Below are 19,973 nucleotides of genomic sequence, written 5' to 3' on the forward strand. Positions count from 1 at the left end.
GGACCTGGGCCGCCCGGTCCTCGACTCCCCGCTGGTGCGCGGCGCGATGTGGCTGCGCTGGACTCGGCATGACGGCATCCGCACCCCTCCACCACGGCGCCGGCCTCGCCCGCGGCTGGACCGAGAAGGACGTCGACGGCCTGGACGGCTGGGTGGCCCTGGTGGAGGGCCGGGTCGTCCTCGGCGCCCGCCCCGGTGGTGGCGTGCCGGAGACCGTCGTGCACGCCGAGGCGTGGCAGGTCGGCGCGACGCTGCACGCCGCCCTCGCCCAGCACCCGGGCCGCCCCGAGCAGGCCCCGGAGGAGGACGACGACCAGGAGCACGGGTTGCTCGGCGGCGTCCGCAACCGGGTCCGCCGCCGGGCGGCTGGGATGACCCGGGAGAACCTCCAGGAGGCCCTGCACCGGGCCCGGGAGGACGAGCGCGCCGCCGACCGGTACGCCGACCCCGGAGACGAGACCGCCCACGCCACCGCGGCCACCGCCTGCGCCGAGTGGCAGCGCGTGCGCGACCACACCGCCGAGACCCGGGCCGAGCGCTACGACCCCAACCACGACACCGCCCACCAGCACGCGCTGCGCCGTGAGCGCCACCGCCAGGACGTCGCCGAATGCGCCCGCGAGGCCGCCCAGGCCCAGGCTGACGACACCGGCCGCTTTGTCACCCTGCCGACGTGGGCCGAGATCCTTCAGCGGCACTTCCCGCGAAGGATCCGGCCTGACGCGCAAGGCGGGTCCCCGGTCGGGCGGCGCGGCTGCTCCGTTCGTCCTACAACCTGTCAGAGGACGTTCCTAGCGTCCTCGGTATGACGACCCACCTGCGCACCACCCCGACCACGCCCGTGCCCGGCACCCTCGTGCTGCCCGCCGGCCCGGACCGCAGCAGAGCCACCGAGGGGTGGTGGACGGCATGAGCCTGACCTCCGGCCTCGGCTGCCCCCGCACCCCGCTGCGGCGCTTCCTGGACCGGGAGATGTCCGCCGGTCCCAAACCGCTGCGGGAGAACTTCCGCGCCCGCTACGCCGCCGGGCCCGTCCTCCAGACGCCCGACGGGGTGGAAACCGAGGCCGGCACGGTCGGGACCGCGATCGATCAGCGCCTGCGCCTGGCGCTCACCGCCGCCGCCCCCGTCGACCTGGCCACCCGCCTGGGCATCGACACCAGCCAGGGCATCGGCGGCCCCCGGGCTACTCGCCGTGCGGCTGCGGGGGTGACTTCGTCCGGACGGCGGCTGCGCGGGAGCACGGGAGTGCGGTTGCTCCTAGCGTCGGGGTTATGGCGACGGAGAACGCGGCGGTGGTGGGGGTGCGGTCGGCGGAGGAGGTGTTCGCCGCCCTGGAGGGGCTTGATGCGCGGGACCGGCCGTTCACCGAGTACGAGCGGGGGCTGCTGGAGGCATATCGGTGGGCGGTCGGCGCGCGGACCGCCGCGCCGGTGACAGCCGCCCCCACGGCGGGCCCGTGGGGGCCCTGCCGGGCGCAAATGCTCGCCGAGTGCCAGGCCGCGGCGGTGGCGATCCGCACAGGAGGGGACGGGACGGAAACGGCGGGAGTGGCGGACGCGGAGCGGGTGCTGGGCCTCTACACGGCGCTGGCCTGGCTGTGCGGCCACCACGACGACCGGCCCTGACCGGCGGCGCCCGTCTCCAGCACGATCCGTACGGCCCTCTCACGGAACTCCGAGTCGTAGCTGCGTCGCTTCCCACCCTCACTCCTTATCGGGTCAGGGCTCCACGGTACGAGGGGGAAGAACACCAGTGCGTGCAGAGGCTCGTGTGGTTCGGGTCCAGCTTGGCGAGCGCAGTGGTGTGCGCGGGTTGCCGCGTTCCGGCGGGGGTGAAGGAGGACCACATCATGGTGCGGGCCGTTGGCCAGGGCGACGGTCGAGTACAGCGCCAGCGGATGGCGGCCCGTATCTGTTCGGCGGGTGGGGCCTTCGTCGCGATAGGCCGGGCCCCGGGTCGACGGCCGGCCGGTGGCGGGGCATGTGGTGGATCCGCGCCGCGGGTCAACCGAACGCGGGCCGCAGATTGTCCATGAGCTGGCCGAGGGCGAACTCGAAGCGATCGTCTGCGGTGCCGGATCAGCTCGGCGGCATGGCGTCGGGTCTGCGGGAACTCCTCGGCGCGCAGCGCGGTGAAGCGGTCCAGCAACTCTTCGTTGCCGAGCACCCATTCCTGACCCTGATCCGGGTGCCGACGCCGTTGCCGGACCAGCGACTGCTCCAGTGCGTAGGCGCCGACGTAGAGGGACATCGCGTCGCGCCACCCGGCGGGCCGCCTTCGACGCACCGGTGACCTTCCGCCCGCCGGTGGTGGACCGCGGCTACATCGAGGGCCGCGACACCCTAGGGTGAACACCTGTACGTCGCGCAGCAGCAGAACGGAGTTCCCCGGTGTCCGATGTGTCCGACGAGGACGAGTCGCCCTGGATCGTGGCGGTGTGCCCGGTCACACCCGAACTGGCCGCCCAGATCGCCGGGATGGTGGAACTCGACTGGGAGGACCCGGAACTCACCGAGAAGGCGATGCTCGCCGCCGACGGCTGGCGCTCGACCGGCGACTATCTGGGAGACCTCAACGAGAAGGCGTACACGCCCGCGGGGCACCTCGTGTACGGCGACGACCGCTTCGCCATGCCGTTCGCGTACGAGTACTGGATCCACCCCGACGGGGCGTGGGCGGAGGACTTCTGGGGAGAGCAGGACGGCTGGCGGAGCCTCGTTGACCCGCCGGCCGGGACCTTCACCGCTCAACTGGACGCCGTAGCCAGCCAGTTCGCTGCTCTCCTCGGTCAGCCCGACCACGACGTCACGCACGAAAGCCGCCGCTGGCGCTACCGGATCTGGCGCCGGGGCGACAACGTCCTCGTCGTCGCGCCCGGCCTGGACGGCTTCTCGTACCACCAGTTCGAGCACGCCTACGTCCAGATCCGCCGCCTACCGGCGGACGCACCGCTCCCACCCGTCACCGAGCTGCCGGACTTCCTCATGTGGTGAGCGCCGCGTTCTCCTCCGCTCGCAGGAGTTCGCTGATGATCTCGATGCCGAGCGCGTAGGCCGGTGTGCCCGAGGTGGCCTGGGCCCGGCAGTGACCGCCAGCATCGTGACCGGGCCGGTCCAGCAGCACTCGCTGCCCGGCGGCCTGGTCGAGGACAGCGAGGACTTGCTCGGCGCGCTGCGCCGCGAGCTGCTCGAGGAACTCGGCCTCGACCTGGCCGCGCTGCCCACGCCGCCACGGCTGCGCTTCGTCCACAACCAGGAGACCGAACGGCCGGGCGAGATCACACCGTTCCGCCGCCGGCACCTGGTCTTCACCGCCCACCTGCCCGACGGCCGCTCCTACCACGTGGCTGTGCCGCATCGCAGGGCCTGCGGGCAGGGCATGACGAAGGTCATGGTCGTCGTGGTGCGGAACGCTTCCGGAACCCGTGAGGTCCGCTCTACTGCCGAGGTCCCCGGATTCCTAAGGTCGAAGCATGAACACCGAATCCGTGATCCGGGTAGCTGACCTGCGTGTCGACTACGGAGCGAAGACCGCTGTGGCCGGCATCGGTTTCGATGTGCGCCCAGGTGAGGTGGTCGCGCTGCTCGGCACCAACGGTGCGGGCAAGACGACCACCATGGACGTGCTGGAGGGCTATCTGCGGCCCACGTCGGGCAGCGTCACGGTTCTCGGCCACGATCCGTACACCGGGCGCGCCCGCATCGCCCCGCAGATCGGGATCATGCTGCAGGAGGCGGGCTTCTTCGGCGAACTCACCGTCGCCGAAACGGTCCACGCATGGCGCCGGTTTACCCCGAACGCCGCCTCCGTCCAGGATGCGCTGCACCTGGTGGACCTCGAGGGCCGGGCCCGGACCAAGGTCGGCCGCCTCTCCGGCGGCGAGCGCCGCCGGCTCGACCTGACCCTCTCCGTCCTCGGCCGTCCTCGGCTGCTGTTCCTCGACGAACCCACCACTGGCCTCGACCCTGAGTCCCGCCGGGAGACCTGGCGGTTCCTCAAGCAGATGGTCGACGACGGCATGACCATGCTTCTGACGACGCACTACATGGAAGAGGCCGAGTTCCTCGCCGACCGCGTCGCCATCATGGACCACGGCCGCATCGTGCGGCATGGCAGCGTGGACGAGGTCCTCGCGCAGGATGCGAGTACCCGCATCCGCGTGATCTCCGACGCCGCCGTCAACGCCCGCACCCTGCCGCCGCTCCCCGACACCGAGGTGAGCGACGCCGACGGCCGCGTCACCCTCGCCACCGCCGACCCGCAGCCCGTCCTGCGGCTGCTACTGAACTGGGCCGACGACAACGCGCTGCGCCTGCGCGGCCTCGAAGTACGCACCGCATCCCTGGAAGACGTCTTCCTCGACGTCGCCGCGACCGGAAGGACACGAGCATGAACTGGCTGCGCCTCACTTCCTCCCAGTTCCTGCTCTCCCAGCGCGTGTACTGGCGTGACCTCGGATTTGCCCTCACAGGAGCGCTGCTGCCGCTCGGGCTGAGCCTGGCCTACTCGATCAGCCGGCACGGCGACGGCGAGATCGCCGGCTACGACAGCGGCGTCTACCTGCTGCCCGGGTTCACCGGGTTTGTCCTACTGTGGATCGTCTACAACGTCATCAACTCCGCGGCCTCCCGCCGCGACAAGCTCATCTACAAGCGGCTGCGCGGCACAGCGCTGCCCGACACCGCGATCCTCACCGGAGAGGCGGCCAGCGGCAGCGTCACCAGCCTCCTGCAGGTCGTGATTCTCCTGGTGGTGGGCACCCCCGCCATCGACGCCCCCATACCGCACAACCCCCTGCTCCTGCTCCTCGGCATCCTGCTCGGCGCCATCGCCTTCTCACTGCTGGCCATCGGCCTGTCCGGGCTGCTGCCCTCCGGTGAGGTCTCCACCTGGATCGTGACCCCGGTGATCGTGGCGATGATGATGACCTCCGGCATCGCGATGCCCATCGGTGAACTTCCCGGATGGGCCCAGCACCTGGCGCCCTACCTGCCCTCAAGCCCGGTCGTGGAGATCGTCCGTACGGCCTGGCTCGGCCGAGATTTCGCGAGCGACCCGACGGCCACCGGCCTCCCCGCCGCGGTCGGCCTCGCCGGCTCCTTCCGTGCCTGCGCCCAGCCGATCGGCATCCTGTGCGCCTGGGCCGGCCTGTCCTTTTCCATGGGCAAGCGGTTCTTCCGTTGGGACCCGCGCCGCTCCACCTGAACCATCGGACCCCGAAGCATGTCGATAGGGTCGAACGGCAGCACACCGAATCGCAAGAAAAGAGGGGGGAACCAGCCGGTGCGAGCGCGCACTCCGGCCGCGGTGGCCCGCATCGTCGCCTGGCTCATCCTGCTGACCGCAGCTGTCTTCCTCGCCGAGGGGCTGATGCTGTGGCTGCGCCACCGTCCCTCGCTCGGCCTGGTCTGTCTCGCCGCCGTCGGGGTGCCGGCCTTCGCCGTCACCTTCGCCCGCACCGTCCACGACGTCGTGGCCCGCGGCGGCGCCCGCGACCGGCACCTGCTGGACGTGGCGATCTGTACCAGCGTCGCCTTCGCCCTGCTGCTTCTGCTAGGTGGGGCCTGGGGCGCGCTGCCCTCCCTGGCCGCCTGCGCCGCCGTCGTCTCGCTGAGCGCCCGCCGCGCGGTCTGGGCCGCCACCGGCATCCTTCTCGCCACGGCGCTGTCCGACCTGCTCCTCGGCTTGCCCGCAGGCGTCCTCATCGACGTCGTCGTCCGTAGCGCGGTCACCGTGGCGGTCGTCGGAGCCCTCGGCCTGCTGCCTCTCTTCACCCGCGAGATCCACGACAACCGCGCCGAACTGGCCCGCCTGGCGGTCCTTGAGGAACGGCTGCGCTTCGCCCGCGACCTGCACGACGTGCTCGGCCACGGCCTGTCGGTCGTCGGCATGAAGCTGGAGGTGTCGCTGCTGCTCCTACGCAACGATCCCGACCGTGCCCGCACCGAGATCGAGCAGGCCCTCGGCGTCTCCCGCGAGTCCGTGTCCGATCTGCGCTCCCTGGTCCGCGGCTACCGTCAGCCGTCCCTGGAGTCCGAACTGGAGGGCGTCCGCTCGGTCCTGCACTCCGCCGGCATCGCCTGCCGGACCGACCAGGTGCCCCCGGGCGTGCCGCAGCCCCTGCAGGACGTCGCCGGCTGGGTCGTCCGGGAGGGCGTCACCAACGTGCTGCGGCACAGCACGGCCACCGAGTGCCGCATCAAACTCCGGGTCGACGACGGCCGCTTGCTCGTCGAGGTCGCCAACGACCGGGCCCGTCCCACCGGCGCGGCCGACGGCAATGGCCTGCACGGCCTGCGCGAGCGCCTCACCGACCTCGGCGGTGAACTGACCGCCGGACCCGACGGCGCCGGGGGTTTCCGGGTACTGGCCCACGCCCCGCTGAACCACACCGTACCCGGCCCGGCGGTCCGCGACCGGGCCACGCACGAACGCACCACGCAGAGGGGACCCGCATGACGATCCACATCGCCGTCGCCGACAACGAGGCCTTCATCCGCGACTCGCTGTCCGTACTGCTCTCCGCGCACGAGGACCTCGAGGTCGTTGCCACCGCAGCGGACGGCACCGGCGCCGTCGCGGCCGTCCTCGCCGGCGGAGTCGACGTAGCCGTCCTCGACCTCGACATGCCGGTCATGAACGGACTCGCCGCCGCCGAGGCGATCCGGGACAGCCCGGCCGCGTGCGCCATCGTCGTCCTGACCAGCCACGGCCGCCCCGGCCACCTCCAACGCGCGCTGAGCCTCGGCGTCCGGGGCTTCGTCACCAAGGACACCCCGGCCGCCCGGCTCGCCGAGATCGTCCGCACCGTGCACGGCGGCGGCCGGTACGTCGACCCTGAGATCGCCACCGACGCCCTGACTCTCGGCGGCAACCCGCTCTCCGCCCGCGAGCGTGAGGTCCTCGGCCTGGCCGGCGACGGCCTCTCCACCGCCCGTATTGCGGCCCGCACGCACCTCGCCGAGGGCACCGTCCGCAACTACATGTCCTCGGTGCTCGCCAAACTCGGCGTCGACAACAAACTCGCCGCCTACCAGCGGGCGAAGGAAACGGGCTGGCTCTAGCATGCGGCTGGTCGAACGGAGCAGGGCCGTGGCGCCGAGGATGATTCGACGAGGAGGGCGAGGGGGACCGCGAGGGTCAGGAAGTACGAAGACGGCGTCCTGGGTATCGGAGCCGGAGATCAGGCTGGCGCCGATGTCGGCGACGAGGAACTGGGGCAGACCGAGAAGCCAGACCGTGACGGTTCTGTCCCTGGCCGGGCGGGGGCGCTGTGGCGTGGCAGGGGAATACTGCGGGGGTGGGGCCAGAGGCGGCGACCCCGAGGGCATGGCGGGGACCGCGGGTACGGTGGGCATCGCGGGCCGAGCGGCGCTCACTGCGGCGTGGAGAACCTGCCCGAAGGCGGGGTCGTGGGGAGATCTCGTCCGTCAGGATGGCGCGAACGGTGTCCGCTGCTGTACCTCCTCCTCCCTCTGTGTCGAGCCGGAAGAGGGCCGAGGTGCCGGGCTGGGTGCGGCCGAGCCGTTCGCGCAGGAGCGCGGCCAGGACCTCGTTCAGCATCCCCGGCGTTCTGGCGGGGGTGACCGAGTTCACGAGAGGTCCTGACCGAGTACACGGCGGCCGAGCTTGACGCCGTCTTCCGGAAGCACCTGAAGGCATTTTTGAGCTGACCAACCACCCTCCGTGCGCGGGCTGATTCCTCCGCGAGGCTTGACCACGGCTCGTCAGGTCGCCCGTTGCCCGGCGCTCGCCGGTTCGTTGAGCCGGTCGGGTGGTCCGGTGGGCTGAGGCGAGAGGGCGGGGACGTGCGGTAGGAGTGGTCGCCGGAAGACGTGGTGGCGTGCTGGACCCTGGTCTCACCGATGAGCTGGTGGACCTGCTGGTGGCCCTGGTCCCGGCAGCTCCGGACGCGGGCCGGGTAAATCAGGTCACCGGCCTCTGAAGCCTCACTGGCCCTTTCCCGTGAGGCGTCCCCACAGACCCCGCAGCGGGCCCTGCTGCGCCTTCTCCTCTGCCATCCGGGCGCGGGCCTGGGCCGCGCTGATCTGCCGGTGCCCTTCGAGGAACATCCGCGTGAAATGCTCCTGCCGCGCTCTGTCGGCCTGCTGCTCCTCCTCGCGGCGCCGTAGCGCCTCCAGTTGCTCGGGGGTCCGGGGCGGCATCTCGGGGCGCAGCGTGCTGCCGTCGGTCATGGCGTCCCGGAGCAACGCGATGCACGCGGCGGCGTCCTGGGGGCGCTCGGCCGGGTCGCGGGCCGTGAGCCGCTGTATCACGACCAGGTACGGCAGAGGTGCGAGGCGTCCGTCGTCGTCGTGGTGCAGCATGGCCACCAGGACCCGCCCGGCGCCGTAGAGGTCGGAACGCGCGTCGGCCGGCCGCTCCGGGGCTGCGAAGAAGCTGTCATCCGCGGCGGGTCCCGGCAGGCCGGGGAGCCCGGCGTCCAGGAGGACGACGGGCCGATCGAGGTCATCGGTGAGGAGGATGTTCGACGGCCGGACGCCACCGTGCGCGAGTCCGCCGGCGTGCAGGTGCTCCAGCCCGCGCAGGACGTCGGTGACCAGCGCGCCGGCCGTGCGCGGGGCGGAATTGCCCAGGGTGTCGGCGAGTTCGGCGGCGAGGGTGCGGCCGCTGGTGCTGCCCGGTGCGGTCGGCGGGCGCCGGGGCTGCGGCAAACGGGGAGGGCTTCCCGGTCGGCTGTCGGACCTGGCCATCGCTGCGTGACGTCCCCGCGTCCCACGCTGCGGCGGCACGTCCGCGGCAGCGTGGGACACGTACGCGGCGCCCTCTGCGGCTCGGCCCAGGTTCAGGGTTCGGCGTTAAGGTATTCGAAGCCGCAGGATCCGCAGTGCAGCCGACCGGGTCGTCGTCCGGTCCGCTCCCCGCAGCGGCGGCGCTGCCTTCACCGTCCTGGCGCCGCTGCGCAGCAGCCGGACCGTCCGGTACCTCGGGGAGCGCATGTCGGCCGGGGTCGTGGTGATCCTCTTTCTGTGCTGCCTGCGGGACCTGCCGGTCACCGATTCCCGCGCGCTCGCGCCGGTGGCGGCTTTCGCCGTCGCCGTGGGCTCCATCTGTGGTGCGCCGTAACGCCTTGTTGGGCATCGTTGGGGGCGCCGCGGTCAATGTGGTGTTGGCCGGCGTGCACTTCGGTTGCTGATGTCCGGTCACCGCGGTCGGCGGGTCAGGGTGGCTGTGAACGGTCGCGGGGTCATCGAGGAGCCGCGGGTTGGGCGGATCGGGCGGCCGGGGATCGGAGTGAGCGACCAGTGGGTGGCGATGGTGGCGATGGCGAGGGTGGCCTCGGTGGTGCCGACGGCGTCGCCGATGCAGCGGCGGGCGCCGGCCCCGAAGGGGGTGTAGGTGCCTGGCGTGGGGCGGGAGTTGGTGAGCCAGCGGTCGGGGTCGAAGCGGTCGAGGGCGGGGAACAGGTCGGCCCGGCGGTGCAGCAGGTACGGGCTGTACAGGATGGTGGCGCCGGCCGGGACGCGGTGGCCGCCGAGCTCCGCGTCACCGTCGGCGACGACCCGGCTGAGGATCCAGGCGGGTGGGTAGAGCCGCAGGGTCTCGGTGACGATGCGGGTGGTCAGCGGGAGGGCGGGCAGGTCCTCGTGTCGGGCGGGGCGGCCGTCGAGGACGGTGTCGAGCTCGGTGTGCAGCCGTTCGCGGACGGACGGGTGGGCGGCGAGCAGGGTCCAGGCCCAGGAGAGGGTGGCGGCGGTGGTCTCCATCCCGGCGAGCAGGAAGGTGACCATCTGGTCGTGGATCTCCTCGTCGGACAGGCCCCGTCCGTCGTCGTCGCGGGCGGCGAGCAGTATGGAGAGCAGGTCGTGGTGGTCGGTGCCGGCGGCGCGGTAGGCGGCGATGAGGCGTCTGGTGATCTCGGCGAGGTCGGCGCGGGCGCGCTGGTAGCGGTGGTTGCCGGGGGTGGGGATCCGGTTGAGGCCGGGCAGCGGCATCATGACCCGCCGGGCGACGCCCTTGATGACGATGTTCATGCTGTCGTGGACGGGCAGCGAGCCGGCCTGTTCGTGGGCGGCGAAGAGGCAGCGGGCAGTGGCGGCGATGGTGAGCCGGTGCATCGCGGCGGGGACGTCGATCACCTGGCCGTTCCGCCAGGGCGCGATGGCGCCGGCTATCTCCTCGGCCATTATGGCGGCGTAGCCGGGCAGCCGTTCGCGGTGGAATGCGGGCTGGAGCAGGCGGCGTTGGCGCCGGTGGTCGGAGGCGGGGCAGGTGATGAGGCCGTCGCCGAACACCTCGCGGGCTCTGTCGAAGATCAGCCCGCCCTTGTCGTAGACGCGGTGCTCGGTGAGCAACTGGCGGACCAGGTCGGGGTGGCAGGCGACGTAGGCGTCCAGCGGGCCGAGCCGGAGCCGGACGAGGTCGCCGTGGGCGGGCAGGCCGGCCACGAACTCGTACGGGCGTCGGACGAAGGCGGGGGCGTGGCCGAGCAGGGGCAGGGCGCCGGGGGCGGTGGTCAAAATGTACTGGGTGGGCACGGGCGTCACCTTGAGTGTGGGGGTTGGTGATCGGCAGCTTCCCTGGCCGTGATCGGCGAAACGGCCGTCTCCCGGCGGTTGGGTGAACATGAGAGCGCATGCCGAACTTGTGTGCGCCGTCCGGCGGTTGGTGTTGAACGGGCGCACTGGGGGCGCCCGACGGGCTATCCGCGGGCGCCGCCGCGCGCCTGGACTGCGGAGCTCTTGCGAAACTGCCGGTCAGTAGGAAAGGGGAGTTGGGAGACTGACGAGCGGGCCCACGCGTTCACCGATGACGCCGTCGGCGCGCACGACGCGGTGGCGCCGGCCGCCCTCGTGCGTGCCGGCGAGGTCAACCCCCCGGCAGCCTGCTGCCGGGCGGGAAGCGGAAGGTGCGTCCGGACGGTGTGTGGCAGGTCCCGGGGATCGGGGTGCCGGTGCTGATGGTCGAGGTCGACCGCTCCACCATGGCGGTGGAGCGGGTGGCGGCGAAGTTCTCCCGGTATCGCGAGCTGTGCCGCACCAGGGTCCGCGACAACGATCCGGCCCGCTCCGGCCAGGAGCCGGCCGACCGCATGGTGCACGGGTGGCGCTGTACCTGGCCCCGGCACTCCCGGGCCGGGTATCCGCCGGTCGCGCTGGTCGTCACCGATGCCGGACCGGTCGCGCTGGCAGGCCGGCAGCAGGCCGTCGCTGAGCTGTCCGTCGACTGCTGGCTCGGCCGGTGGTGCAGGGAGGTCCGCGACGACAACGATGACGGGTGGCGCGAGTACGACGACGCGGTGCCCATCGTCGCGACCACCCTGGAGCTGCTGGCCGAGCACGGGCCGCTCGGGCCGGTGTGGTGGCGCTTCGGCCGCTCGGGCCGGCACTCCCTGATCGAGGCGCTGGAGAACCCGGACAACCGGGCCGCCTACGACCTGCGCCAGGCCGCCCGCGAGGACGAGGAGCACAAGGCCCACCGGGAGCTGATGGACTCCCTGGTCTGCGCTGGCTGCGGCGACGTTCCCGAGGAGGAGAGCACCTGGGAGTACGGCCGCCAGGGACAGGTCGAGTGGACCCGCCGGCCGGGTGGCCGCTGCTGGTCCTGCCACCAGGAACACACGGAGCGCCTGGAACGGGAGGCCGAAGAACAGCTGGAGGCCGCCCGCACGGCGAACGCCGCGCTGCGCCCGTGCTGGACGTGCCGGGGCTCGATCGGGGGGAAGGAGGACTCGAAGCTGGAGCTGCGGGAGAAGGCCCGGCCGGACCAGCTGGAGTGCCCCGAGTGCGTACAGGCCCGCGCCGCAAAGGACTTGGGCCCGCTGATGCTGCCCGCCCCGACCAAGCGCGAGCTGGTGGCCGCGCTGGTCTCCACTCCAGACGATCCGTGGTGGGAGGAGCGGGTGCTGCACGCCAAGCTCTTCCCGCCGAAGGCGCGGGTGTGATCTCTGCTGGTGTCTGGGGGCTCGTGGATCTTGGCGGACCACGACATGGCGGGTCGCCGGGCCATACGGAGACGCTGGCCCGACGGTCTGAGAAAACTGCTCGCCCCGGGCTTTTGCGGGCTGCCATCATCGGGCCATGGCGACGCTGTTCCTGATGGTGGGCCTGCCCGGTGCCGGGAAGACCACGGAGGCCCGTCGACTCGCCGGGCGGCACCGCGCGGTCAGGCTGAGCCCCGATGAGTGGATGATTCCGCTGTTCGACGGACTCGAGGCCGACGGCAAGCGGGACGTCCTTGAGGGGCGGCTGCTGACGATCGGTCTGGAGGCGCTGCGGGCGGGCGCCGACGTCGTGGTGGACTTTGGCTGCTGGGGACGGGACGAGCGCACCGCGATCCGCTGGCTGGCGCAGTCCGCCGGCGGGGCCTGCCGGATGGTCTACCTCCCGGTTGACTCGGACACCCAGCGCGCCCGGATCGCCCACCGCTGGGCGACGATGCCGCACGAGACCCTGCCGATGACCGAGGACGACATCCTCGACGGGCACGCCCACTTCGAGGAGCCGGACGCGGCCGAACTGGGTGGACGGATCCTCGACGCGCCCCCACCGGCATGGGCCGACTGGCACGCCTGGGCCGCGTGGCGCTGGCCCTCCTTCGCCTGGCAAGTGCCGTGAATCCCGGACCGAGGTCAAGTGTGACCTGTTGGTGTTGTGGGGCGTGGAATGGCCTCTCATGCCGGGTGTGCAGTCTCAAAAAACATGCAACTTTGCTGATGCTGTGAGCTGCAGGTTTGCAGATTGGCTGAGACGCTGATTCTGAGTCGATCATGGCAAGGGCGCTGAGTGGCGGGGCATTTGTGCAGGTCGTCGAGGTCTGATCGTTGTTTGCAAGTTGAATTGAGACATTTGGCAGATTGATTGAGACTCCATGAGCGGCCAGCGGCTGGCGGCCTGGGACGGGCCCGTCTCAGGCCTTCGTGATGTGGGGTGTTGATCGGGATGCCGAGGCCGGTGGCTGCTCGTGGTGTTCGGCGCTGGTCGGGGTTGTGCCGGTATCGGTCGGCAGGATGGGGGCCGGTACGACGTGGTGCCGGTACGGGTTGCGGCTGGCCGTGTGTTTCCGTGTCCTGGCGGTGGTCTGGAGGAGATGGCCTGCGGCGTGGACCGCGCGGATGCGCTGGGCCGCGTTGCGAAGCGCCTCGGGTGTGGTGGTCGGGGCGTTGCGGGGGACCCGAACCTGCCCGGGGGCCGGTTGGGCGGGGTCCGGGCGGTGAAGGTGCGGCTCAGCCGTTTTCGGGGGTGCCTGGGGCGTGGGTGGGGTGGGGATGTCGAGGTAGGCGGCGGCTTCTTTGAGGAGGTTGCTGGTGATGGCTTCGTCGCCTCCGAGGATGGCGAGTTGCGCGGCCGTCCCTGTGAGCGGGACGAGGTGTTCCATGAGGCCGTCGGTGGCGAGGTAGAGGAATTCCTCGTGGTCGAGGAGGCCTTTGGCCGGTTGCCGGTGCAGGCGGAGTAGTTCGTTGAGGGATACCAGGACCTTGACCCACTCGTCGGGGTGTTCCTTCGACCGGCCCGGGATGCGGTTGACCCACAGGGTGGGCACCGTGCGGGGGCGGATCGTGGTGGTCTTCTCGGTGACCCGGCGCAGTGGGCTGGAGCGGGTGCGGGCCTCTCGCAGGATGTCGCTGGAGCCCAGGCCGTTCCAGAACACGGTCAGGCCGCCCAGTTCGTCGCCCAGGTGGTCGAAGTAGTCGAAGGTGGGCTGGAGGTCCGCGGGGCCGAGGCGGTCGATGCCGTCGACGAGGCAGAGTTTGGTGCGGGCGCCTCGCAGAACGTGGACGACGGGGCCGGTGAGGTCCTTCATCCGTGGCTGGGGCTGGTGATCGGTGCCCGGCCGGTATACGTCCCAGCCCAGGAACGTGGCGAGGGCGGCGGACCATTCGGCGTAACTGCCCGGGGAGAGCGGGGTGTTGATGCAGACCACGGGGATGCGGTGTTCGTCGATGCCGTGCAGCTTCTCCAGGCGGCCTTGGTGGGCCGAGGCCGATGTGGTGGGCCAGGAAGCGTTTTCCGGTTCCGCGGCAGTCGCTGTCGATAGCGATGTGGGCGGCGCCGCGCTGGTCTGGCTCGCGGTTGAGGAGGAGCAGGCGGTGGGCGGTCTTGAGGCCGTTGTTGATGTCGGTGGTCGGGATCTTGCCGAGGCGGCCGTGGTAGCGAACGCGGGGGTCGTCCTCGTCGACGGGGGTGCCCGCGGGGGCGCAGTCTTGCAGGTTGGGCGCGATGGTGGGCTGGCGCAGGCGGGTCAGCCAGCCGCGTCTCGTGGTCGCGGGCCCGGTGTCCAGGGGCGGTGCGGCGGGCGGCGGGCAGACCGGGTCGGGGCCGGTGCGCGTGCGGGGGCTCAACGGTCCTCTTTGGGCCTGGTGCTCGGCCCGTCTTCGGGCTGCGGGCCGGGTGCGGGGGGTGTGTCGGGGACACTTCCGGTGTCGGGAGTGTTGAGGACGCAGGCCAGGAACTCGTCGAGGGACTGGCCGGGCTGCGGGTCGGGGGCCGGGTCGGGCAGGAACAACTCGGCGGCTGGGCGGTCCAGGTCGGGGAAGGGGTCGATGGCGTCGCGGTCCAGTGGCGGCAGGCCTTGCGCGTAGGGGCGGCGCGGCTGCGCGCACGCTCGGTGTGCGCGTGGTCGGGGAGTGACTGCGGCCGCGGGGCGGGCGTTCGTGCCTCAAGTGGTCGTCCGCCGCCGGCGTCGCGCAGCAGTTTGTCGAGGGCGCGGGCGATGCCGGCTCGCCTCGCGGGGAGCCGCCGGCTGCGAGGAAGAGGCGGGGACTGGAAACGGAGCATCAGCCACCGCGCCAGTCCCCGACCCTACTCAGGGTTCGGGCCGGTCAGCCGCGTACTCATGCTCGCTGTGTCCCTTTGCTGTCTGGGGTGGTAGCGGTGTTCTGGTAGCCGGTTCGACCGAGCACGCCGGCGCCGCGGACGACGGTGGTGCTGTCGGCGGGCTGGGCTTCGAGGGCAACGATCTCCAGCTGCATGCTGCGGATCTCCGCGTTGCGCTGTTCCAGCCAGATGTTGGCCTCGCTCATCGGCTCCCCGTAGCGCTCGGTGTGCCGGGCCTGCCGGGTGGCGACCAACGATTGCGTCTCAGCGAGTTGGCGCTGGATGTCCGGGAGGAAGGTGCGGTCGGTGGCGATCTCCACATCCTTGTCCCGGTCGCTCATCGGCAGCAGCCTCAAGGCAGCGAACGCGTTGGTAACAGTCAGGTATGCCAGGCGGAGCAACACGAGTGATCCTCCCTGCCGCAGCCACCAAGCAAGTCCTTGAGCTGCATGGATGACATTCTCGGCAGGCTCAGGGCCAGGCCAGCGCGGCTTCCGTGGATCAGCGGCCTCCTGGCGGCCGCGCTCGGCTCGCATCTGCCCCCGGTCCTGACCCTGACGGTGGGACAGGTCGAGATCATGGTCCGCTTCCGGTAGCGGAAGGCCGGCCCGAGCCCGCTCGGGGGTTCGAGCACGGGCCGGCTCCTTCAGCGTGCGGGCGTGCACCGAGCCCACGCACCCCCGGCTGCGCCAGCGCAGCGACGGCGCCCGGCTGCGGGATGGTGCCGGCCTCGGTGCCGGTCTCGGCCGTGCTGACGCCGCTGGCCGCGTCCGGCAGCCACAACCGGGCGGAACGGCCGCGGTGCGCGGCACCCCTCCCGGAGGCGCGCACTTCGACTTGGCGGCCGTCAAGCTGCCCCCGGCCGTCGCCCAGCCCATGCGCCGCACACTTACGGGTCGTCCGCGTCTTGCAGTCAAATGACTGATGCGCGCCCGGGTGCGGATCGGCAAGAGTCGAGGGCGCCGGGTGTTCCCGGTGGCGGGCGCGGGGACGTGCCCGCGTGCTTGTCGACTCACGAACTCGAGGAGTACCGGGATGGCAACCAGTCAGTGGCGTGCCGGGAAGTGGAAGATGGCCGTGATCGCCGGGGCTGCGGCCATTGCCGTCACCGGCGGCATCGCCGCCCCGGCCGGCGCGGCGCCCCAGTCAGGTTCGGTGGCGGATCGCCTGAGCATCGGGACCCAGGACTTGTCCGGCGACGTGCAGCTGGGTGACCCGGCGCCCCCCCGGGACCACCCGGGCGGCCGCCCGCTGATCAGGCACCACTGGGTCGTCCGGTTCGGGTACGCCACCGTGTCCGCCTTGAACCAGAGGACCAATTACGCCTGGCAGAGCAATCACAAGGACTGGACGGTTGCCATCGTGGGCAACAACATCCAGGGGAAGGAGGTCACCATCTACACCAAGATCACCAACAATCTGATCTACGGTGAAGGCGGCGTCACGGATGGCGCGACGTATGAGACGTCAAAGGTGGCGCTTGCCCACAACACCATCGTGGCTCAGGGGAACGTCAACATCGTCACCGAGATCGTGAACGTCCACTTCATCAGCCCCAAGTTCGAGGATGTCTACAGCGCCCAATGCCGTGCCCAGGAGGACCTCCGCAACCCGGTGGAAAAGCTCACCTGCCTCATGAGTTGAGCCGCAGCTGGGCACACGAGGGCCGTGCCAAGCCGGAACGGCCGGTCGCTCACAGTACCGACCGGCCGTTTCTTTGCGTGCGCGCCCAGATGGTGGTGATCCAGGTGAGGCACGTCCTCGAGGTCCTGCACGGGTTGCCGCCAGGCCCCACTGGTCACCGCCCTCCTGGCCGCCCTCATCCTCGACAGCGCCGACGCTCCGAAGGCCGAGGCGCTGCGGCCGATGATGCGCAACTCTGAGCTGGGCGACATCAACGTCGGCACGCTCTCGGACGAGCTGCTGCTGTGGGCGCGGACGGGAGAGGACTATCCGCGTCCGGGGGCGGCCGGGTGGCCGGCGCCGGACGGACCGTACCTCGACTGAGTGACCGCGAGAAAGACGTTGAGATCCTGGCCCTGCGCCATCAGATCACGGTGCTGGAAAGGCAGCTGAGCGGACAGCGGGTACGGTTCGACGCGAGCGACCGGGCCTTCCTCGCAGCCCTGCTGCACCAACTCCCGGCACAGGCGCTGCGTCGAACGCGCTTGCCGGTGCAGCCGGACACCGTCCTGCGCTGGCACCGCGACCTGGCCGCCCGTCGTCATGCCGCCCGGTCCCGGCCCAAGCGCGGAGGCCGACCGCGGACGGTGGGCTCCGTCCGCACCCTGGTGCTGCGCCTGGCCGACGAGAACCCGACCTGGGGCTACCGCCGCCTGCACGGCGAGCTACTCCGGCAGCCTGGCGAGCGCGTCGCGCAGCGCGGCCCGCGAGGTGATGCCCAGCTTGGGGAAGACCCGGTAGAGGTGCGAGCTGACGGTGCGTGGTGACAGCCCGGTGCGCTTGCCGATGTCCTTGTTCGTGAGGCCGCGGGCGGCGAGCTCGGCGATCCGGCGCTCCTGCCAGGTCAGCACCGCGAGGTCCGGGGCCGACGGGCCCGGGAGCAGGCCCGCGTGCCGCAGTTCGGTGCGGGCCCGGGCCTCCCACGCCGTGGCGGCGAGGCGGTTGAACTCCGTGGCGGCCAGCAGCAGCGGTTCCTTCCGGGCCGCTCGCGGTGCCCTCAGCTGCCGCAGTCGGACAGCGTGCGCCAGCCGGACGCGCGCCAGTTCGAAGGGGAAGTCCCGGGCTGCCGGGTGCGCCTCGACCCGGGCGTACGCCTGCGCCGCCTCCGCAGGATCGTCCGCGGTCATCGCGAGGCCGCCGTAGGCGGAGAGGGCCAGCCGGGGAGAGGCCTGCGGCAGGCCCGCCTCGCACGCTGCCAAGGCGTGCCGGCGCGCCTCCTCCAGGCGGCCGCTGTAGAGCGCGGCCTCCAGCAGTTCGAGCAGGGCCCGGGGGGCGATCTGATGGGAGTGCCGATCGAAGCTGCCCGGCGGCGTCATGCCTATGGCATACAGGTACGCCGCCTCGAAGTCGCCTTCGGTGAGCGCCGTTCCGGTGGCGATCGCCTCCGTGATCTGGGTGAGCAGGCCGACGCCGCGCGGCCGGGCCCAGGCGTCCACGGCGGATTGCAACTTCCGCGCCGTGTCGAGCCGCCCCTGTCTGGCCGCGAGCTGCCCCAGACAGGCCCGCCCGTGGTAAGCGAGCAGGACGTGGCCGTGCTCGGTGGCCAGTTCCAGCGCGCGCTGCGCGGTCCGTTCCGCCTCGTCCCAGTCACCGGAGTACATTTGGTCGAGCATCAGCATCCGCAGCAGGATCATGGCACTCGAGACGGCGCCATCGTCCTGCTCACGCTCGACTGCGCGCCGCAGCTGGGTGCGGTACTGGCTCAGGACGTCGACGTGGGACGCGCAGACGGCCAGTCGGGCCAGGTCCCAGGGCGCGAGGTGCGCCGGGTCGGCGAACGCCTGCTCCAGGCGGGCGCGCAGGCCCACCCCGCTGCGTGCAACCGCGCTCGCGTCCCGGTACATCGCGGTCAGCGGGTGGACCCGTTCCCCAAGGGCCTCGAGGATCCGCTCGGCCTGCTGCCACAGGGCGGGGTCCCCCGCGTAGTGGGCCATGGTGACCAGCGCGTCCACCGCGCGGGGCAGGGTTTCGTCACCGGACTTCGGCTCGCCCTCCAACCGGCGCTCGATCGCCGCCGCGAGCCGCCGGAACGCGGGCCGGACCGCTCCGGCCTGGACGAAGTCGGCGTGGGCGGAGGCGAGGACGGCGGCCAGCGGCTCGGCTGTGCCGGGTTCCGCGACCGAGCGGTGGAGCAGCCGCTGGGCCTGGTCCAGCAGGGCTGCCTGGCTGGCGATGTAGGCCGCGTCCGCGAGCCGTCGCGAGCGGTCAGCGGGTCGCTCGCTCAGCTCCGCCGCGCGGGTCAGCCAGGTCACCGCGGCGGCTGCCCCGCCGCGCCGAACGGTGGACTCGGCCGCCGCCTGCAGCACCTCGGCCACGGACTCGTCCGGGTCGACGGTCGCGGCGGCCAGGTGGCCCGCGTACCGCTCGACATCGTCCCGGTGCACGCCGGCCAGTTCGGCGTGAGCGGCCCGGCGCTGGTCGGGCGTGGCCAGCTGGACGACTGCGGATCGGACCAGCGGGTGCCGGAATACGAAGCTACCGGTGGCGGCGTCAACGTCGAGCAGGCCGGACGCGGCGGCCTGCTCGACGTTCCGCATCCGGTAGCGGCGGCCGTGGCCATCGCCCCGCAGCCGGTCGAGGGTGCCGTCGAGGGCACCGCGCAGGAGTTCCGCGCGGGCACCGTGATCCAGACGCTCGATCCGGGCGGCGTAGAGGAGTTGGAGGCGTCGGGACAACGGGAGCGCGGTGCCGTCGAGCGGGCCGCCCAGGGGGTGTGGCGCGGCCAGGTGGAGCGGGAGCTCGTGCAGGGCCAGCGGGTTGCCCTGGGCGTGGTCGAGGACGGTGCGGCGGACGCGCTCGCCGAGCCGCGGGTGGTGCAGATCCAGGAGGCGTCCGGCGGCATCGGCGGACAGCGCTGCCACGGGCAGTTCGGGCAGGCGGGCGTTGTCGAACGACGAGCGCGTGTCGGCGCGCAGGGCGATCAACATCTTCACCGAACCGGCCGACAGCCGCCGGGCGACGAACCCGAAGACCTCGGCGCTCGAGTCGTCCAGCCATTGGCCGTCGTCGATCAGCAAGGTCAGCGGCCGATCGGCACCGGCCAGGGCCAGCAGGTCGAGCACGGCGATGCCCAGGGACATGACGGACGGTGGCTCGCCGCTTCCGCGCCCGAACACCCCTTCGAGGACGGAGCGTTGCCGCGTGTCGAGTTCGCCAGTGCGCTCCAGCAGCGGGTAGAGGCACTGGTGCAGCCCGGCGAACGGCAGTTCCGACTCGGCCTCTACCCCGGTCACCCGGATCAGCGCGTGGCGTTCCCGCACAGCCACACCGGCCACGTGGCCGACCAGGGCGCTCTTGCCCACGCCCGCCTCGCCCCGCAGCACCAGCGCCTGTCCCCCAGGAGCGGTCACGAACGACGACAGCAGGGCCAACTCGCGCTCCCGACCGATCAAAAGCGCGTCCAACGGGTCCATGGTCCCCCACCTGCCATGCGGCATCCGTTCTCCGTGACCACCCGCCGACGCGTTCTCCTCGAACCCGGTGGTCTTCCTCATGTGCCCGGGGCCACCG

The 19,973-nt window shown here is 71.8% G+C and carries 18 protein-coding genes; 13 read left to right on the forward strand and 5 right to left on the reverse strand.

The genetic code is table 11. The features are described 5' to 3' along the window. Positions 1–68: 68 nt before the first annotated feature. The 8 genes from F7Q99_RS28155 (at position 69) to F7Q99_RS28185 (ending at position 7,067) form a co-directional block, all read left to right on the forward strand. Positions 69–809 carry a hypothetical protein gene (locus F7Q99_RS28155; RefSeq protein ID WP_153466774.1) on the forward strand — a complete coding sequence of 247 codons (741 nt, stop codon included), beginning with the start codon at positions 69–71 and terminating at the stop codon, positions 807–809. 465 nt (positions 810–1,274) lie between these two features. Further along, complete coding sequence (locus F7Q99_RS28160) at positions 1,275–1,628, forward strand: hypothetical protein (RefSeq protein ID WP_153466775.1); 354 nt, start codon at positions 1,275–1,277, stop codon at positions 1,626–1,628. Between the two features lie 765 nt (positions 1,629–2,393). Further along, positions 2,394–2,996: a hypothetical protein gene (locus F7Q99_RS40520; RefSeq protein WP_195911280.1), complete on the forward strand. Its 603-nt coding sequence runs from the start codon at positions 2,394–2,396 to the stop codon at positions 2,994–2,996. A 91-nt stretch (positions 2,997–3,087) separates the two neighbouring features. Continuing rightward, entirely contained in the window at positions 3,088–3,507 is a 420-nt protein-coding gene (locus tag F7Q99_RS40525; protein WP_195911281.1) for an NUDIX domain-containing protein, read from the forward strand. After that, positions 3,476–4,396: an ABC transporter ATP-binding protein gene (locus F7Q99_RS28170; RefSeq protein WP_153466777.1), complete on the forward strand. Its 921-nt coding sequence runs from the start codon at positions 3,476–3,478 to the stop codon at positions 4,394–4,396. Before F7Q99_RS40525 ends, F7Q99_RS28170 begins: the two co-directional genes overlap by 32 nt. Then, positions 4,393–5,208, forward strand: coding sequence for an ABC transporter permease (locus F7Q99_RS28175; protein ID WP_153466778.1), 816 nt, complete (start codon positions 4,393–4,395; stop codon positions 5,206–5,208). Before F7Q99_RS28170 ends, F7Q99_RS28175 begins: the two co-directional genes overlap by 4 nt. 78 nt (positions 5,209–5,286) lie before the next feature. After that, positions 5,287–6,462, forward strand: coding sequence for a sensor histidine kinase (locus tag F7Q99_RS28180; protein ID WP_153466779.1), 1,176 nt, complete (start codon positions 5,287–5,289; stop codon positions 6,460–6,462). Next, on the forward strand, positions 6,459–7,067 hold the full coding sequence (locus tag F7Q99_RS28185) for a response regulator transcription factor (protein WP_153466780.1): 609 nt from the start codon (positions 6,459–6,461) through the stop codon (positions 7,065–7,067). Before F7Q99_RS28180 ends, F7Q99_RS28185 begins: the two co-directional genes overlap by 4 nt. Positions 7,068–7,952: 885 nt before the next feature. On the opposite strand, the gene F7Q99_RS28190 is transcribed toward F7Q99_RS28185, so the two are convergent. Both F7Q99_RS28190 and F7Q99_RS28195 read right to left on the reverse strand, forming a co-directional pair. Next, positions 7,953–8,678 (reverse strand): hypothetical protein, encoded by a 726-nt coding sequence (locus tag F7Q99_RS28190; protein ID WP_153466781.1) that lies wholly within the window; start codon positions 8,676–8,678, stop codon positions 7,953–7,955. A gap of 489 nt (positions 8,679–9,167) precedes the next feature. Beyond that, on the reverse strand, positions 9,168–10,502 hold the full coding sequence (locus tag F7Q99_RS28195; protein ID WP_326847282.1) for a cytochrome P450: 1,335 nt from the start codon (positions 10,500–10,502) through the stop codon (positions 9,168–9,170). A gap of 386 nt (positions 10,503–10,888) precedes the next feature. Between F7Q99_RS28195 and F7Q99_RS42750 the strand changes: the two genes are divergently transcribed. Next, the gene (locus F7Q99_RS42750; RefSeq protein ID WP_195911282.1) at positions 10,889–11,908 is read left to right on the forward strand and encodes a hypothetical protein; all 1,020 of its coding nucleotides are present in this window, start codon (positions 10,889–10,891) and stop codon (positions 11,906–11,908) included. A gap of 136 nt (positions 11,909–12,044) precedes the next feature. Next, the gene (locus F7Q99_RS28205; RefSeq protein WP_153466784.1) at positions 12,045–12,581 is read left to right on the forward strand and encodes an AAA family ATPase; all 537 of its coding nucleotides are present in this window, start codon (positions 12,045–12,047) and stop codon (positions 12,579–12,581) included. A 292-nt stretch (positions 12,582–12,873) separates the two neighbouring features. Here F7Q99_RS28205 and F7Q99_RS28210 read toward each other — a convergent pair whose 3' ends face one another. Next, positions 12,874–13,887 (reverse strand): hypothetical protein, encoded by a 1,014-nt coding sequence (locus F7Q99_RS28210; RefSeq protein WP_153466785.1) that lies wholly within the window; start codon positions 13,885–13,887, stop codon positions 12,874–12,876. Between the two features lie 910 nt (positions 13,888–14,797). Further along, positions 14,798–15,121 (reverse strand): hypothetical protein, encoded by a 324-nt coding sequence (locus F7Q99_RS40530; protein ID WP_195911328.1) that lies wholly within the window; start codon positions 15,119–15,121, stop codon positions 14,798–14,800. A 108-nt stretch (positions 15,122–15,229) separates the two neighbouring features. Between F7Q99_RS40530 and F7Q99_RS40535 the strand changes: the two genes are divergently transcribed. The 3 genes from F7Q99_RS40535 (at position 15,230) to F7Q99_RS28225 (ending at position 16,787) form a co-directional block, all read left to right on the forward strand. Then, positions 15,230–15,376 carry a hypothetical protein gene (locus tag F7Q99_RS40535; RefSeq protein ID WP_195911329.1) on the forward strand — a complete coding sequence of 49 codons (147 nt, stop codon included), beginning with the start codon at positions 15,230–15,232 and terminating at the stop codon, positions 15,374–15,376. A gap of 439 nt (positions 15,377–15,815) precedes the next feature. Next, on the forward strand, positions 15,816–16,424 hold the full coding sequence (locus F7Q99_RS28220; protein WP_153466787.1) for a hypothetical protein: 609 nt from the start codon (positions 15,816–15,818) through the stop codon (positions 16,422–16,424). A 222-nt stretch (positions 16,425–16,646) separates the two neighbouring features. Next, positions 16,647–16,787 carry a hypothetical protein gene (locus tag F7Q99_RS28225; RefSeq protein WP_153466788.1) on the forward strand — a complete coding sequence of 47 codons (141 nt, stop codon included), beginning with the start codon at positions 16,647–16,649 and terminating at the stop codon, positions 16,785–16,787. Positions 16,788–17,128: 341 nt separating this feature from the next. Here F7Q99_RS28225 and F7Q99_RS28230 read toward each other — a convergent pair whose 3' ends face one another. Continuing rightward, positions 17,129–19,876, reverse strand: a complete 2,748-nt coding sequence (locus tag F7Q99_RS28230; protein WP_153466789.1) for a helix-turn-helix transcriptional regulator — start codon at positions 19,874–19,876, stop codon at positions 17,129–17,131. Positions 19,877–19,973 lie beyond the last annotated feature (97 nt).

It is taken from the genome of Streptomyces kaniharaensis, from assembly GCF_009569385.1.
Lineage (GTDB): Bacteria > Actinomycetota > Actinomycetes > Streptomycetales > Streptomycetaceae > Kitasatospora > Kitasatospora kaniharaensis.